Source organism: Ruegeria sp. SATB027 (assembly GCF_059613825.1).
Window position 1 is genome coordinate 18336 of sequence record NZ_JBXWTH010000073.1, and the last position, 15646, is coordinate 33981.

Genomic DNA, 15646 nt, shown 5'->3' on the forward strand with positions numbered 1-15646 from the left:
CAATTGGTCTCCTATTGGAACACAAGTCATTAACCGTCTGGTCGGTTAATAAATGCTCAATCGATTCGGCGCAAGCATTATGTTACCATGTAATCGCTTCTTTCAGCTTTCTGTAACATTAAATGGCACTTCTTTCACATCCGTCTTCCAACCCCCAAGAGCGCCATCCCGAGCTCGGCAAAAAACGAGTCAACCACCCACAGCAGATTCCAGCGTTGCAAGATCCGGTTTGGACAATTGTCCCAGCAGTCGAGACACCGCCGCGCGACACTCCGCTCCTTTCCAATCGGCGGGCAAAAAGGCCGGAGGCAAGGATGGGTGGCGCAGGACCAAACGACGCCACCCATGCACAATCAATACGCGCAGCACCGCTATTTTAAGCGGATCGCCGACGCCATCGACAGGCAGCATTTGCTCGGTGATTTGAATGGAGTGCAAGAACTGATCATAGGCAGACTTCAGCACTTCAGGGCCACAAAGGTCGCGCAGCCAGCCGGGGATCGAAATAGCGCTGCTTTCGACACCCAGCAGTTCTTCAAGGTTCTCCGGGACGGGTCCTGCCGACATGGCTGTTGTGTGGTTAACTGAAATATAGTCTCCAGTAAGCATCAGATCTGCCAGCTCTTTTCGCGAACTTTCTGAACTGCTGGCGACAAGCACATGCCAGGTTTCTGGCGTATTCGTCTCGCGGGAATAGATGCGCGGGGCAGCGGCGGCGCTTTGACTGCGGCCATATTCGGTCAGTCTGTGCACGCTGTTTCGCCCGACCCGCGTGCTTTCGATCCAGCCTTCCTTGCGCAGCCTGTGCAGCGCAACACGCGTGGCTTCGGCCTTGATCCCCGCAAGGTTGGTCAGCGCTGTGATCAGCGCGCCGCTAACCTGGTCAGACCCGCTTTGGGCCAGATCACCGAAAATCGTGACCAGAACTGACCACACACGTTGCGTGCCAGTTGTGGTCAACTGGCTGACGCAGGTTTCGAACCATTCTGGAGCCGTATCTTTCATAAGCACAGTATAATCGGGCCGGAGAGAAATGCCATCCAGCCCCTGCGCACCTGCACTTGTGCCTAGTAGGCAACCATGGTCAGCAACTCGTATTCTGCGACCAGCTCATCATCCTGCTGTGTCAGGGTAACGTGCCAGCGAACCTCGCCGTAGTCATCATTGCGCTTGGTCTTGTGCTTGACCGTCAAACGCACCTTGATGGTGTCACCAGCCTCGACCGGTTTCATGAAACGCAGCCCGTCAAGACCGGTATTTGCCAAAACCGGCCCCTCGTTCGGTTCGACGAACAATCCGGCTGCAAAAGACAACAGCAAATATCCATGTGCAACGCGGCCGGGGAAGAACGGGTTACGTTCCGCCGCCGCCTGATCCATATGCGCATAGAAGGTATCACCGGTGAAGTTGGCGAAGTGTTCAATGTCCTCCATGGTGATGGTTCTTGGCGCCGTGTGAAGGGTCTCGCCAATCGACAAATCGTGAAACCGACGGGTAAAGGGATGAGCAGGACCTTCGACTTCGGTCGCGCCAGGCACCCATTTCCGGCCAATCGCTGTCAGCAGATCGGGCGAACCCTGAATGGCGGTGCGCTGCATATAGTGTTTCACACCCCGCACCCCGCCCATTTCTTCGCCGCCACCGGCGCGTCCCGGACCGCCATGAACCATGTGCGGCAGAGGAGAACCATGACCGGTGGATTCCTTCATCGAGTCACGGTTGTTGAAATACAGACGCCCGTGATACGCCCCTGATCCCATGGCAACCTGTCGCGCAACCTCGGGATCATGGGTGATCACCGACGCCACCAAAGAGCCCTGCCCACGGTTCGCCAGCTCGATGGCATGGTCAAGATCGCGATATCCCATCACTGTGCTGACCGGACCAAAGGCTTCGGTGTCGTGCACGCGCTGCGCCGCGTCAGGATTGGCGCAGTGGAAGAGCATGGGCGGCAGGAACGCCCCCTTTTCGCCATCAGCGCCCTCAACCGCGAAATCATCGGGGTTGCCGAAGACACGCTCGGCCTCTTGCCCAAGGATAGCGGCCTTTTCCAGAACATCACGCTTCTGACCGTTCGAAACCAACGCACCCATGCGGGTGGTTTCCAGCTTTGGGTCACCGATGACCGTTTTCGCCAGTCGCGCCGACAACGCGTCAATTACCGCCTGAACCTGCGGTTCGGGCGCGATGATCCGACGGATTGCGGTGCATTTCTGCCCTGCCTTCGTGGTTATCTCGCGCTGGACTTCCTTCACGAAGAGGTCAAATTCCGGCGTGCCCGGCGCGGCATCGGGGCCAAGGATCGAACAGTTCAGGCTGTCCTGTTCCGCGACAAACCGTACCGAATTCTCAAGGATCACCGGGTTGGAGCGCAGTTTCAGGGCTGTATCGGCGGATCCGGTAAAGCTGACCACGTCCTGCATGGTCAGACGGTCCAGCATGTCACCCAAACCACCCGAGACCAACTGCAATGCACCCGCTGGCAAGATGCCGGACTCAAGCATCAACCGAACACACAGCTCGGTCACATAACACGAGCTTGTGGCGGGTTTTACAATCGCCGGAACGCCCGCCAGAAGGGTTGGGGCAAGCTTTTCCAGCATCCCCCAAACCGGAAAATTGAACGCGTTGATGTGAATTGCCACACCTTGCAGCGGGGTGCAGATGTGCTGCCCCAGGAAAGTGCCGTTGCGCGAAAGCTGCTCGACATCGCCATCCAGATAGACATGTCCGTCCGGCATTTCACGACGGCCTTTTGCGGCAAAGACAAACATCGTTCCGATGCCGCCGTCGATATCAATCATATGATCCGATTGCGTGGCGCCGGTGTTGAAAGACAAATCATACATCGCCTGCTTGTGCTGACCCAAATGGACGGACAGCGCCTTGAGCATTTTGGCCCGTTCATGGAACGTCATTTTGCGCAGTGCCGGCCCCCCGACATTGCGCGCATAGTCCAACATCCCCTGGACATCTAAAGCATTGTTACCCGCTGTGGCGATAACCTCGCCGGTCACAGCGCTAGCTATCGCGCGGGCACCCTCGCCGGGCGCAACCCACTCACCGGCTGCAAAGCTGGAAATCTGTTGGATAGTCATGAGCGTCTCCTCATCTTTGTCGCGATCCCCGCGCTGCCACAAGCCGGTCTCGTGAAATCATATTTTAAACCGTACGGTCGGTCAATCAATTACCGAGTAAATTTCCCTCGCCGGATTTCTCAGACCCGCGCGGGTAATCGTGCAAACCCCCGAAACCGGATACGCCCGCCCCGTTCGGCGCCGTCGGTGATGCGATAGTCTGGAAAACGGGCCAGAAACCGGCCCACGGCCACCCGGCCCTCCAGACGCGCGAGGGTCAGACCAACGCAGGTATGAGGCCCTCCGGCAAAGGCGTGATGCTTGTTGGGGCGTCTGTCCAAGATCATCTCGTCGGGCCGGTAAAACTGCCGTGGGTCACGGTTGGCCGCACCGATACACAGATGAACATCAGTACCTGCCGGAATGGTCTGACCGTGGAACGTTACATCAACGGTGGTCAGGCGATTGCCGAACTGGTTCGGGCTTTCCAGCCGCAGAAACTCGTCCACGGCCGAACCGATCAGATCCGGGTCGGCCAGCAACTCCGCCCGCTTGTCGCGGTGCCGGTCCAACAACTCCAATGCGTTGCCGATCAGGTTCGTTGTGGTCTCATGCCCAGCATTCAGGATGAAAATGCAGTTCTGATACAGCTCGACCTCGGTCAGGCCACCATCCGTGTCGTCCTGGATCAGCCGGGTCAGGACATCCGTTGCCGTATCTCCGGGGTTGGCGCGACGATCCTCGATGATATGCCGCAGGAAGTCCTTGAAGTCCGAGACCGAGCGATTACCCCACTCTTCCTGCTCTGGCGTCAACTGCGGCTCCAACGCACCAAGAATGGCCAGAGACCAATCGCGCAATGGGCCGCGTTCGGATCGTGGTATACCCAGCAGATTGCCGATGATCTCGATCGGGATTGCCCCGGCAAAATCCTCGATCAGTTCGACGTTGCCCTTGACCTGCATCTCTTCCAGCAGCCCATCGACAAGCTGGATCAGACCCGGTTCCATTTGCGCCAACGCGCGCGGGTTCATCGCGCCGACCATTACCTTGCGAACACGGGTATGCAGCGGCGGGTCATTAAACACCAAACTGGTGGTGTGGTGTTCATACAAGGGGCTGTCGACCCCGTATTTGGGGCCAAATACCGCTTTCTTGTCCGATATGAATCGCGAGGTGTCCCGGTAAACAAGGTCCAGATCCTCGTATCGGGACAGGATAACCGATCCATCACGTTGCCAACAGACGGGTGAATCTTCGCGCATAGCGGCGTAGGCAGGATAGGGATCTGTGTGAAACCCGTCTGGAAGTGCGGTCAGAGAGAACATCAGTGCCCCATCGCCCCCATTTGTTCAGGCAGAACCAACACCAACCATGGCACCAGAACGATCAGGGCCAGCCGGAAGATATCCGCCACCCAGAACGGAGTAACACCCTTGAAGATTGTTCCTGTTGACACATCTCCGACCACGCCTTTCAGAATGAAAACGTTCAAACCGACGGGTGGAGTGATCAGGCTGATCTCGGTCACGACAACCACAACAATGCCGAACCAGATCGGATCATACCCCAACGATGTGACCAACGGGAAAAAGATCGGCACCGTCAGCAGCAGCATCGACAGGGATTCAAAAACACAACCCAAAATGATGTAGATCCCAAGGATCATCAGGATCACGACGAAAGGTTCCACCTCATATGCGGTAACCAATGCGATGAGCGCTTCGGGCAGACCGGCAAGGTTGATGAAATTCGAAAAGATCTGTGCCCCGATCAGAACCGAGAACAATGCCGCTGCGGTATAGGTGGTTTCCTTCAGCACCTCAAACGTCGACCCCAAAGTAAGCCCGCCTCGTGACAGAGCGATCAGGAAAGCGCCCATTGCGCCCATGCCTGCCGCCTCGGTCGGGCTGAAGGTCAGGTTCAGCGGATGAAAATCGAAAGCTCCGTACAATCCGCCAATAACCAGAAAGAACAGCAGCAATACGGCCCAGACCGAGCGCACCGCCGACAAACGCTCGGACCAGCCGTGACGTTCACCCGCCGGTCCCGACTCGGGTTTGCGCGCGACGGTCCATCTGACGGCGAGCAGGTAGAACAGAATGCCAAGCAGACCGGGAATGATACCCGCAACGAAAAGTTTCCCAATCGAGGTTTCGGTCAGCAGCCCGTAAATAACCAGGATCACCGACGGCGGAATAAGGATACCAAGTGTGCCGCCCGCTGCAATCGATGCCGTCGACAGCTCGTCGGAATAGCCATAGCGGCGCATTTCCGGCATTGCGACCTTGGACATGGTGGCCGCCGTTGCCAGAGACGAGCCGCAAATGGCTGAAAAGCCTCCGCATGCCGCAACCGTCGCCATGGCGATACCGCCCCGGAAATGGCCCAGAAAAGCGTTTGAAACTGCGTAAAGCTCGCGCGCAAGCCCACCTTTATTCACGAACAAGCCCATGAGGATAAACAGCGGGACGACCGACAGGCCGTAATCCTGCGCGGTGTCTGTGATCTGACGACCCACCATCGACATCGCGGCCTTTAACCCGCGCTCGGACAGAATGCTGCCGCCGCGTTCATAGGCAAAGCCAAGCGTTCCGACCAATCCCATTGCAAACACGATAGGCAAGCGCACCAGCACAAGAACAAGAACAAGAACAAAACCGATCAGCGCAGCGGTCATTGGGGGTGCTCCGACAAGGTATGGGGGGCAAAGAAGTGCAAGAAGCCGGTGATGATCATTGCAACAGCGGTGATCGCTATGAACCCCGAGATGAACCAACCAACATAGAAGACTGGGATCGAAAGATATTCCGTGACGTCCCCGTAATCCCGCGCACGTTCAGCCAATACCCAAACACGCTGAATTGGCCAAAAAAGCATTATGCCAGAGAACAGATACACAATCGCATCACGTACCCGACTTAACCGCAGGCGTGAAAACAGCCCATCCGTCAAATCCACAGCGATTTGACCCTTCCCTGCCGAGATCATCGGCAAGACCGAGAACACGAGGACGGCCATCAGGATCCGGGTCAGTTCCGTGGCCGCCTCGATCGGGGCATTGAAAACAGAACGTAGGATGACATCAAAGAAGGTCATTACCATCAGGATGAACAGCGCGGCACAGGCCAGCAGCGTAGGCACGATACTGACGCGACGCGCAAAGGTCACGAGAGATTGCATAACGGGTCCCCAGCGGGTGAAATCGGCTGGCGGATCGCGTCCGCCAGCTCGACTGCGTTATTGCGCAGCCATTTCATTTACGATCATGTCATAGGCTGCCTGGGCGTCGATGCCTGTGCCATTGACTTCGTCGATTACCTTGGCGCGTACATCCGCAGCAATCGCATTGAACTTTTCCAGATCTTCAGCAGATGCTGCATGAATCGCGTTGCCTTCGGTGCCTTCGGTCTCTTCGCGGCCGATCGCATCGATCTCATCCCAGATTTTACCGATTTCGCGGCTCAGTGGTTCACCGAAAACGTTTTCTTCCAGCGCTGCCTGCAGATCGGCGGGCAGGTCAGCAAAGGTGTCCTCGTTCATGATAAAGGCAAACGAACCGCGATACAGGCCGCCAGGGACCTCATAAACGTTCTGGGCCACTTCCGTCAGCTTGAAACCTTTGCGGGATTCAAAGGGCATGACGACGCCGTCTGCGGCCTTGGAGGCCAGGGTTTCATACACTTTCGGTGCAGGAACCTGGATACCGGTTGCACCCAACGCCGTGCCCACGTCACCGCCAACACCGCCGGGGATGCGAACCTTGAGGCCCGAGACTTCGTCCAGCGACGTCACCGGGCTGCTGGAATGCAGCTGAGCCGGACCATGTGTGTGCAAAGCGATCACTTTCACACCACGGTGTTCATCCGCCGCCTTCAAATGTGTGTCATATGCGCGCCAATATGCGACCGACGCAGCCTCGGCCGAGCCTTCATATCCGGGCAGTTCGATCATCTTGGTGGTGACAAACCGGCCCGGCTGATAGCCGTGGAAAATGATCGAGGCATCAGCGGCGCCATCCATGATCAGGTCCATCTGCGCGGGGGGCGGGGCAAGGCCCAGCTTCAGTTCGGCGGTGACCTGACCATCGGTGGCCTCTTCGATCATCTCGACGAATTTCGGCCACATCTTGGCATTGATGCCATGGGTAGGCGGGGCCCAGCTGGAAATGGTCAGCGTATAGTCTGCCGCAAGCGCCACTGTACCTGAAACGGCCAGTGCAGCTGAGGCAAGAAGTGTGCTCAACTTTGTGAATTTCATAGTTCTGTCTCCTCCCTGTGAAACATGAGTCAAGAATGCGTTAATGGTCACTTTTGTAACCATCAACTTGTTAATTGTCTCCAAGACAGCCCGCGACGCGCCATGAACCGGGGCTTTCCTTGGCTACGGTTTCCATCATTGCGTGCGACGTGTTGGCTCCGATTTCCTTGCAATAGTTCATCGGCCCGCCGCGCCAGCGCGGAAAGCCGTAGCCGTGAATTTGAACCATATCGACGGCTTCCGCGGACTCGGCGATCCCCTGCTGAATGATCAACGCGCCCTCGTTGGCCAGCACCGCCAAGATGCGCGACACGATTTCGTCTTGCGCGTATGCCCGCCGCGTTATGCCCTGATCCGCTGAGTGGGACTCGATCAACGCCTCCACTTCGGGATCGCGGATCGGTTCGCGATGACCCTCTTCATAGCGATACCATCCTTTGCCCGTGCGTTGGCCAAGACGACCCATCTCGCAAAGCTGGTCAGCAATCGTCACATAACGTTCGTTCGGGTCGCGGGTTGCGGCATTGCGTTTTCGGTTGGCCCAGGCAATTTGGAGGCCGGTCAAATCTTGCAGCTCGTAGGGGCCCATGGGCATCCCGAAAGCTCGCATTGCCTGATCCACCTGATAAGGCAACGCCCCATCTGCCAGTAAATAATCGGCCTCGCGCCGATACGCAGCCAACATCCGGTTGCCGATAAATCCATCGCAGATACCCGACAGGACAGAAACCTTGCGAAGCCTTCTTCCAAGCGCAAACCCTGTGGCGACAACTTCGGGCGAAGTTTGCGGCGTATGCACGACTTCCAACAGCTTCATGACATGGGCAGGGCTGAAGAAGTGCAGGCCAATGCACCGGGATTGATTTTCGATACCCGCGAAAATCTCGACCGGGCTCAGGTAAGACGTGTTCGTAGCCAGAATCGCGTCACGCTGCATATGGCGCGCCAATTCTGCAAAAACCTGTTGCTTGACTGACAAGTCTTCAAACACAGCCTCGATAGCCAACTGAACGTCGGCAGCTTCGGAGTAGCTGTCAACGGCGCGAAATGCAGAAAGGCGTTCCTGCAGCTGTGCTTCGGACATCTTGCCCCGCTTGACTGCCCCCTTTAGCAGCCCCTCAACCCGATCATGGGCCGCGGCCGCTGCTTCCATATCCCTCTCGATCAGAGTGACCGACAACCCGCCATTCAGGGCAGCGGTGGCGATCCCTGCCCCCATCAACCCGCCACCGACAACTGCGATCCGGCTGATATCGCGCGGGGTAACACCTGCGATCATGGTAGGTCTGGCAACCTTGCGCTCGGCAAAAAAGGCGTATCGCAGGGCGCGGCTTTCTGGGCTTTGACGCAGTGCCAGATGGCGCGCACGCTCTTTCGGCTGTGCGTCAGCAAAGGGTTCTGACGACCAGCTGAGCGCAGTCAGGTTTTCCAGCGGTGATTGCTGACCCCTGGCGGTTCTTTTCATAGCCTGACGGCTCGTCTCCAGAAGGTCAGACGCGAATTCGCCGACGGGCCGTTGACTGACAGGTACCGGACGCTTTGGCAGGTTGGCGACAAAGTCCAGAACAGCCGCCGTTGGGTTATCGGCAATCAGGTCAATTCCCCCGAGATTGGCCATTTTCTCGGCTTTCAGGATTTTTCCCGAACAGGCGATGTCGATCGCCGCTTCCATTCCAACAAGGCGCGGCAATCGTTGCGTGCCCCCCGCCCCCGGAATCAGACCCACATTGACTTCCGGCAGCCCAAAGCTGGTGCCCGGCGCTGCGATCCGCCACGCGCAGGCCATGGCAATTTCAAACCCGCCACCCAACACGTTGCCGTGCATACAGGCGATAAACGGCACATTACTGTCTTCGATCTTCTGAACAACATCAGGCAAATGCGGCTCAGCCGGAGCCGCGTCAAACTCGGACATATCACCGCCTGCGATGAATGTCCGACCGGCGCAGCACAGGACGGCAACCCGAGCTTTCTGAACTGCATCGACCGCGTCAGCCAGACCCTTCCGAACCCCCGTCGAGGTTGCGTTCACCGGCGGGTTGTCGACCGTGACCCAGGCCACGTCGCCCTTAAAGTCAACACTCACCAGCGACGGTTGCGGCATTTGCAATCCCTTTGATCAGTCCAGATTCGGTTCGGGTTTATATATTGACCAACCGTTCGGTTAATGCAATGATTAAGTTGTCACGGGAACAGATGAGACTGCCATGAGCGATACGATCCTTGTACATGATCACGGAAACTGGGTTGAAATAACCCTGAACCGCCCCGACAAGCTGAACTCGTTCAATGAGGAGATGCATCTTGCCCTTCACGACGCGCTGAAGAGCGCGCGCGAAAATGGTGCCCGCGCGATTTTGCTGACCGGCGCAGGGCGCGGTTTTTGTGCGGGTCAGGACCTCGGAGACCGCGATCCCTCGAAAATGGATGGCCCGCCCGACCTGGGCAAAACTGTACGCACTTTCTATGCCCCTTTGGTTCGACTGATCCGGTCTTTGAATTTCCCGGTCGTTTGTGCCGTCAACGGCGTGGCCGCGGGCGCGGGTGCGAACCTTGCACTGGCCTGCGACATGGTTCTGGCCGGGGAAAGCGCGAAGTTCATCCAGAGTTTTTCCAAGGTCGGGTTGATTCCGGACACAGGCGGCAGCTGGCACTTGCCCCGATTGTTGGGCGAGGCGCGCGCAAAGGGGCTGGCCCTGACAGCAACGCCCCTAACCGCCAAACAGGCCGAAGACTGGGGGTTGATCTGGAAGGCGCTGCCCGATGATCAGCTGATGACCGAAGCACGCGCTCTTGCCACGCAACTCGCCAACGGCCCCACCCTTGGCTTGGGTCTGACCAAGCAGTGCATTCAAACAGCAGCCACTACATCCTTGTCCGATCAGCTTGAAATTGAAGCGGACGCGATGAAAACCTGCGGGGAAAGTGCTGATTACGCCGAAGGCGTGTCCAGTTTCCTCGAAAAACGCGCACCGCATTTTCAGGGAAGATGATGATGACACCAAAAGAACGCGCCCAAAAATCCGCGGCGGCGATGTGGGCCAGTGACGAAGCCAGTAAATGGTTCGGGATGGAGCTTGTCGAGGTCGATGAAGGGCGCGCTGTCCTGTCGCTGACTGTTGCGCCGCATCACTGTAACGGACACGGTATTTGCCATGGCGGCGTCACGCACGCCCTTGCTGACAGCGCTTTTGCCTTTGCCTGCAACAGCCGGAATGTTGCAACTGTAGGGCAGCATACAATGGTCAGCTATCTTGCACCGGGACGGAAAGGTAACCGCCTGACTGCCACCGCGACAGAAGTGAACCTGTCCGGTCGCAGCGGCATCTACGACGTCCGCGTCATCAATCAAGACAACACTCTGATCGCTGAGTTTCGCGGCATGTCCCGCGCTATTGGCGGCCAGAATTTTCAAGAATAGTTTCGTGACTGGAGGAGTTACGCGATGAAAGACCTTTCCCCCAACAAAGCGGATCTGGACCCGATCGAAATCGCCTCGATCGACGAAATTCGCGCCACACAGCTTGAGCGCCTGAAGTGGTCCGTGCGTCATGCTTATGAAAACGTTCCGATGTACAAACAGCGCTTTGACGAGGCTGGCGTGCATCCTGACGATCTTCAACAGCTTTCGGATCTGTCAAAGTTTCCGTTCACATATAAAAACGACCTGCGCGACAACTATCCGTTTGGTCTTTTTGCGGTTCCGCGCAGCGAGATAATTCGCCTGCACGCGTCCTCCGGCACAACAGGCAAACCGACAGTGGTCGGCTACACAAAGAATGACATAGACAACTGGGCTGACCTTGGCGCGCGGTCTCTTCGCGCGTCTGGGCTGCGCAAGGGCGACATGGTGCACAACGCCTACGGCTATGGGCTGTTCACCGGTGGGCTAGGTGCTCATTACGGGATCGAACGCCTTGGCGCGACTGTCGTCCCGATGTCGGGCGGGCAGACCGAAAAACAGGTCAACCTGATCAACGATTTCCGTCCTGACGGGATCATGGTTACACCCTCCTACATGCTCAATATCCTTGAACAGTTCCACAAGGCGGGTCTCGACCCACGTGAGAGCTCGCTGAAGGTTGGCGTTTTTGGTGCCGAACCCTGGACTGACGCGATGCGGGCCGAGGTCGAGGCGGCCTTCGACATGCACGCCGTCGATATCTATGGCCTGTCCGAGATCATGGGCCCCGGTGTCGCCAATGAATGCGTTGAAACCAAAGACGGGCCTGTAATCTGGGAGGATCACTTCCTGCCGGAAATCATCGACCCGGCAACCGGGGAAGTCCTGCCCGATGGCGAAACCGGAGAATTGGTGTTCACGACACTAACCAAAGAAGGGTTGCCGATGATCCGCTATCGCACACGCGATCTGACATGCCTGCTGCCGGGGACGGCGCGGTCCATGCGCCGGATGGCAAAAATTACAGGTCGCAGTGACGACATGATGATCCTGCGCGGCGTCAACGTCTTCCCCAGCCAGATCGAGGAACAGGTCATGGCAACGGGCGGTCTTGCCCCCTATTACCAGATCGAGCTCTACAAATCCGGTCGCATGGATGCCATGCGGGTCTTTGTTGAATCCTCCCCCGATTCCACCGACGAGCTGTCAAAAACGGCCGCTGCACGGATGCTGACCAAACGCATCAAGGACGTCGTTGGCGTTTCAACCGAAATTGTAGTAGGTGACCCCGGCGACGTCGAACGCTCTCAGGGCAAGGCGAAGCGCGTTGTAGACAATCGCGATAAGGACTGAGCCGTGGCCCGGACAATTGCCAAAGACCACGACCAAAAGCGGGAACAGATCCTGAAGATGGCGGCAAAAGTATTTGCCGACCAGGGGTTTGACCGTGCTTCGATGACCCTTTTGGCCAAAGAATGCGGCATCTCGAAAGCAAACATATACCACTACTACGACAGCAAGGATGCCATCCTGTATGACATCCTAGAAACGTACCTGCGTGAGTTGCGGGACCGGATTTGCAATGTTGATCTGGACGGCCTTAACCCCGAACAGAAACTGCGCAAAGCAGTGCGCGAGATCCTTTTTGCCTATCAGGGTGCAGATGACGAGCACCGGGTTCAGATCAGCGGCATGAGCGCGCTGACCGAAGAACAGCAAAAAAGGCTGCGGGGCTATCAGCTTGATCTGGTGAACTTTGTCCGCGACATACTTCTGGAATTGTCCCCCGGTTCTTTTGACGGCGCCAAGGACAAGCTTCGCGGCGCGACGATGTCAGTCTTTGGAATGTTGAACTGGTATTACATGTGGAACACCGGCGCAGGCCCCAAAGCCCGCGAAGATTATGCCGATCTGGTGAGCACCCTGACCATGCATGGTGTGCAAAAGCTTTAGGCATGCCCGCTTGGGGAAACACGCACGGGTGTGGTCTCGTGTGTTGCTCTGAAATCGCAGATCAGATTGGTCGGCTATCCTGAGGCGCGCCAATAAGGACCGTGGCTGAAGCGAGCGCGTGGCCTTCTTTCTTACTTTTTGCGCATCTTCAAATCGTCTAAGAAGTTGCGTTGCGCCGCCGTTACCTCTTCGTCCGTCATGTTTGATCTGTTCAATTCCAGAAAATACTCTGCGGCTCCAACCGGTTGGACATTTGATATTCCCCCGGTGGTCCCTCAATCATAACGAGACTGTGCGGGTTTGGTTTTCTTAGTCTCCAGTTTGACCAAACTCACCCGCAGCGATAACCTCATACAGGCTGGAAAACTCGGGGAAATCATCATTCAGAGTGATCGCCCCATCCTTGGTAACCGCGCGAAAGACTGTATCCCTTGCAGCACTGAACGTTGCGAATTTCATAACAGGCTCTCCCAGACATCGCGGATGACATCCGCCGCCATCAGCACGTCATCGCGGGTTGTATCGAATTGCCCGACCTGAAAACGGATGATCTTGCGGCTATTAAACATTCCTTGCGTCAGGTAAATTCGGCCATCGTCATTCAGCGCGTCCACCAGTCGCTGCTGAGCGGCGTCATCCCCTGGACAGCGAAAGGAAAACAGGCTCAGGATCGGGCCGGTGGTGATCTCAAACCCCTCCATCGCGCCGATCTTTTCTGCAAGTTCATTGGCCCAGAGCACATGGTTGCGAATTCGGCTCCGCAACCCGTCGAGACCGTACGACCGCAACAAGAACCAGATCTTCAATGCCCGGAACCGTCGACCCAGAGGGATTGTCCATTCCGAATAATTCGTTACCTCTGCCCCTGTGGTCTTGAGGTATTCCGGTTCGATCTTAAGCGTGTTGAGCTGTGGCGTGGCGTCCCGCAGAAACTGGATCGCGCAATCGAACTGCGCCCCCATCCATTTATGTGGGTTGAAGACAATGCTGTCGTAACGATCCGCCCCGGGCCAAAGGGTCTCACGAAATTCGGGGCAGATCATCGCCGACCCCGCCCAGGCCGCGTCGAGATGTGTGTAGAGGTCGTATTTTTGCGCGATGTCAGCCACCGCCACCAGATCATCGCAGGCCCCAACCCCGGTGCCGCCTGTAATTGCAATGATACCAGCAGGCACATACCCGGCCGCGATGTCACCCTGAATTGCGGCATCAAGAGCCTCTGCATCAATCGTAAAGGTCGGACCACGTGTCGGCAGCTTCACCAGATTGTCCTGACCGATCCCTGCAACCCAGCAGGCCCGATCAATCGACGAGTGCACCTGATCCGAGCAGTAGATGCGCAGTGCGCCCTTGGCGTTCAGGCCTTCGCGATTGCCGGTAAACCCTGTGGCCCGTTCCCGCATGGTCAGCACAGCCGACAACGTGGCGGACGATGCGCTGTCCTGAATAACTCCGGTCGTTCCTTCCGGCAATCCAAGCGCCTGCCGCAGCCAATCGACCATGACACCTTCGACCTCGGTCGCAGCTGGTGAGGTCTGCCATAGCATGCATTGCGCCGCGATTGTGGTCACCAGCATTTCAGCCAGCATCGACGGGGGCGCTGCGTTGGCCGGGAAATAGGCAAAGAACCGGGGATGTTGCCAATGTGTGATACCCGGCATCACGATTCGTTCGAAATCGGCCATGATGGCATCCATTGGCTCGCCACTCTCGGGGGGCGATGCCTTTAGCTGGGCCGCGATTTCTCCTGGTGTGGTCTGGGCCCGAACAGGACGTTCAGCAAGTGTCTTATGGTAATCGGCCGCCCATTTCGAAATGTGCTGACCCCAATGCGAAAACGCGTCCCAATCCATGCGCAAGCCTTCTCTTGTAACTGAACACCAATTTGTCCAGTCCCCGACCTTACCCGTTCGGCTCGCGGATTAAAGCCGAACTGGTGTGCTTTCTTCAAATGAAAAGGTCCCGAGTTCTGCCTTCAGACCGAAAAGCTGACATTCGCCTGACCTGTGCCAGAGCTGCCGAAGTAGGGGGTGTAGATGTCGATCTCACCCTTGTAGCTGCCCCAGCCCAGAGCTCCGAACAGCAAAGCAGTGTCATTCATGGCGCATTCGCCTGCGCATTTCTTCGCATAGTCTGGCAGCATTTCAAGGAACTCTTCGAACCGTCCCTGTTCCCACATCTCCAGCACGTGCATATCCATCTGGCGGTTGAACTCGCCGTTTACCGCATTCAATCCGTCGACCGAGCGCTCATTCGGCGTGAAATCATGGCTGAGTGAGCCAGAGGCCAGTATGGAAACGTTCCGGTCGGAACGCCGGATACCTTCGGCAATGGCCTCACCCCAGACGCGGTTTTCCTGGATCGACGAGAACTGGTTGACTGCAACGGGCAAAACGCGCGCATTCACCCCTTCGTTGATGAAATGCATAGGCAGAAGGGTGCCATATTCCATTCCCATATCAGGGTGCGAATGGCCAAGCGCTCGCTCGCCACGCTCTCGCAGAACATCAAGGATGGTTTCCCCCAACGCGTTATCTCCGCGATAATCAAACTCCATGTCTGCCAGCATGTGCGGCAGTTCATGACTGATGAAGCGGCCTTTGTGGTGCTCTTTGGTATTCAGGTGAAATCCCTGATTGGTGATCCAATGGGTGTCGAACACAAGAAACGTCTCGACCTCGCGATCTATCGCGTCCTGGCGCAGGCGCGCATAACCATCAATGGCAGACTGCCGGATGCCTTTGTATTTTGGCATCGTGTGGGACATCCAGATACTTGGCACATGCGTGATCTTCGCGGCTTGTACTATCTTTCCCATGGCAGTTCCTCCTCGTGTTTACCGATGTCTGTGTACCAGAGCCCTTGCCCGAGTTCACTTCCCGAGCTGCATGATGTTGTGATTTCCGGTTGCGAAGCCGACGTGTTTTTGTTCCATGTAGAACTCGAAGCTCCA

14 protein-coding genes are annotated in these 15646 nt (G+C 56.9%); 4 read left to right on the forward strand and 10 right to left on the reverse strand.

The features are described from left to right. Window positions 1-189 precede the first annotated feature (189 nt). The 7 genes from AC2FPW_RS17940 to AC2FPW_RS17970 form a co-directional block, all read right to left on the reverse strand. Window positions 190-1005: a PaaX family transcriptional regulator C-terminal domain-containing protein gene (locus tag AC2FPW_RS17940; RefSeq protein WP_496814816.1), complete on the reverse strand. Its 816-nt coding sequence runs from the start codon at window positions 1003-1005 to the stop codon at window positions 190-192. 62 nt (window positions 1006-1067) lie between these two features. After that, entirely contained in the window at window positions 1068-3098 is a 2031-nt protein-coding gene (gene paaZ, locus AC2FPW_RS17945) for a phenylacetic acid degradation bifunctional protein PaaZ (protein ID WP_496804355.1), read from the reverse strand. A 119-nt stretch (window positions 3099-3217) separates the two neighbouring features. Continuing rightward, a complete protein-coding gene (locus AC2FPW_RS17950; protein ID WP_496814817.1) occupies window positions 3218-4405 on the reverse strand; it encodes a cytochrome P450 in 1188 nt (395 codons plus the stop codon). Further along, the gene (locus AC2FPW_RS17955; RefSeq protein WP_496814818.1) at window positions 4405-5757 is read right to left on the reverse strand and encodes a TRAP transporter large permease; all 1353 of its coding nucleotides are present in this window, start codon (window positions 5755-5757) and stop codon (window positions 4405-4407) included. Before AC2FPW_RS17955 ends, AC2FPW_RS17950 begins: the two co-directional genes overlap by 1 nt. Then, a complete protein-coding gene (locus AC2FPW_RS17960; protein WP_209507551.1) occupies window positions 5754-6260 on the reverse strand; it encodes a TRAP transporter small permease in 507 nt (168 codons plus the stop codon). Before AC2FPW_RS17960 ends, AC2FPW_RS17955 begins: the two co-directional genes overlap by 4 nt. Window positions 6261-6317: 57 nt before the next feature. After that, a complete protein-coding gene (locus tag AC2FPW_RS17965; protein WP_496814819.1) occupies window positions 6318-7337 on the reverse strand; it encodes a TRAP transporter substrate-binding protein in 1020 nt (339 codons plus the stop codon). 70 nt (window positions 7338-7407) lie between these two features. After that, window positions 7408-9441, reverse strand: a complete 2034-nt coding sequence (locus AC2FPW_RS17970; protein WP_496814820.1) for an FAD-dependent oxidoreductase — start codon at window positions 9439-9441, stop codon at window positions 7408-7410. Window positions 9442-9544: 103 nt separating this feature from the next. Between AC2FPW_RS17970 and paaG the strand changes: the two genes are divergently transcribed. The 4 genes from paaG to AC2FPW_RS17990 are packed head-to-tail and all read left to right on the forward strand — an operon-like array spanning window position 9545 to window position 12693. Next, the gene (gene paaG / locus AC2FPW_RS17975; RefSeq protein WP_496814821.1) at window positions 9545-10330 is read left to right on the forward strand and encodes a 2-(1,2-epoxy-1,2-dihydrophenyl)acetyl-CoA isomerase PaaG; all 786 of its coding nucleotides are present in this window, start codon (window positions 9545-9547) and stop codon (window positions 10328-10330) included. A 2-nt stretch (window positions 10331-10332) separates the two neighbouring features. Next, window positions 10333-10758, forward strand: a complete 426-nt coding sequence (paaI, locus tag AC2FPW_RS17980; RefSeq protein ID WP_496814822.1) for a hydroxyphenylacetyl-CoA thioesterase PaaI — start codon at window positions 10333-10335, stop codon at window positions 10756-10758. 24 nt (window positions 10759-10782) lie between these two features. After that, window positions 10783-12093, forward strand: coding sequence for a phenylacetate--CoA ligase PaaK (paaK, locus tag AC2FPW_RS17985; protein ID WP_267365260.1), 1311 nt, complete (start codon window positions 10783-10785; stop codon window positions 12091-12093). 3 nt (window positions 12094-12096) lie between these two features. Then, the gene (locus tag AC2FPW_RS17990; RefSeq protein ID WP_496814823.1) at window positions 12097-12693 is read left to right on the forward strand and encodes a TetR/AcrR family transcriptional regulator; all 597 of its coding nucleotides are present in this window, start codon (window positions 12097-12099) and stop codon (window positions 12691-12693) included. Between the two features lie 309 nt (window positions 12694-13002). Here the strand turns inward: AC2FPW_RS17990 and AC2FPW_RS17995 are convergent, their stop codons facing one another. From AC2FPW_RS17995 to hpaD, 3 genes are all read right to left on the reverse strand, one after another. Then, window positions 13003-13152 (reverse strand): hypothetical protein, encoded by a 150-nt coding sequence (locus tag AC2FPW_RS17995; RefSeq protein ID WP_496754806.1) that lies wholly within the window; start codon window positions 13150-13152, stop codon window positions 13003-13005. Then, the gene (locus AC2FPW_RS18000; RefSeq protein WP_496814824.1) at window positions 13149-14546 is read right to left on the reverse strand and encodes a pyridoxal phosphate-dependent decarboxylase family protein; all 1398 of its coding nucleotides are present in this window, start codon (window positions 14544-14546) and stop codon (window positions 13149-13151) included. Before AC2FPW_RS18000 ends, AC2FPW_RS17995 begins: the two co-directional genes overlap by 4 nt. 122 nt (window positions 14547-14668) lie before the next feature. Further along, a complete protein-coding gene (hpaD, locus tag AC2FPW_RS18005) occupies window positions 14669-15511 on the reverse strand; it encodes a 3,4-dihydroxyphenylacetate 2,3-dioxygenase (RefSeq protein WP_480484866.1) in 843 nt (280 codons plus the stop codon). Between the last annotated feature and the right edge of the window lie 135 nt (window positions 15512-15646).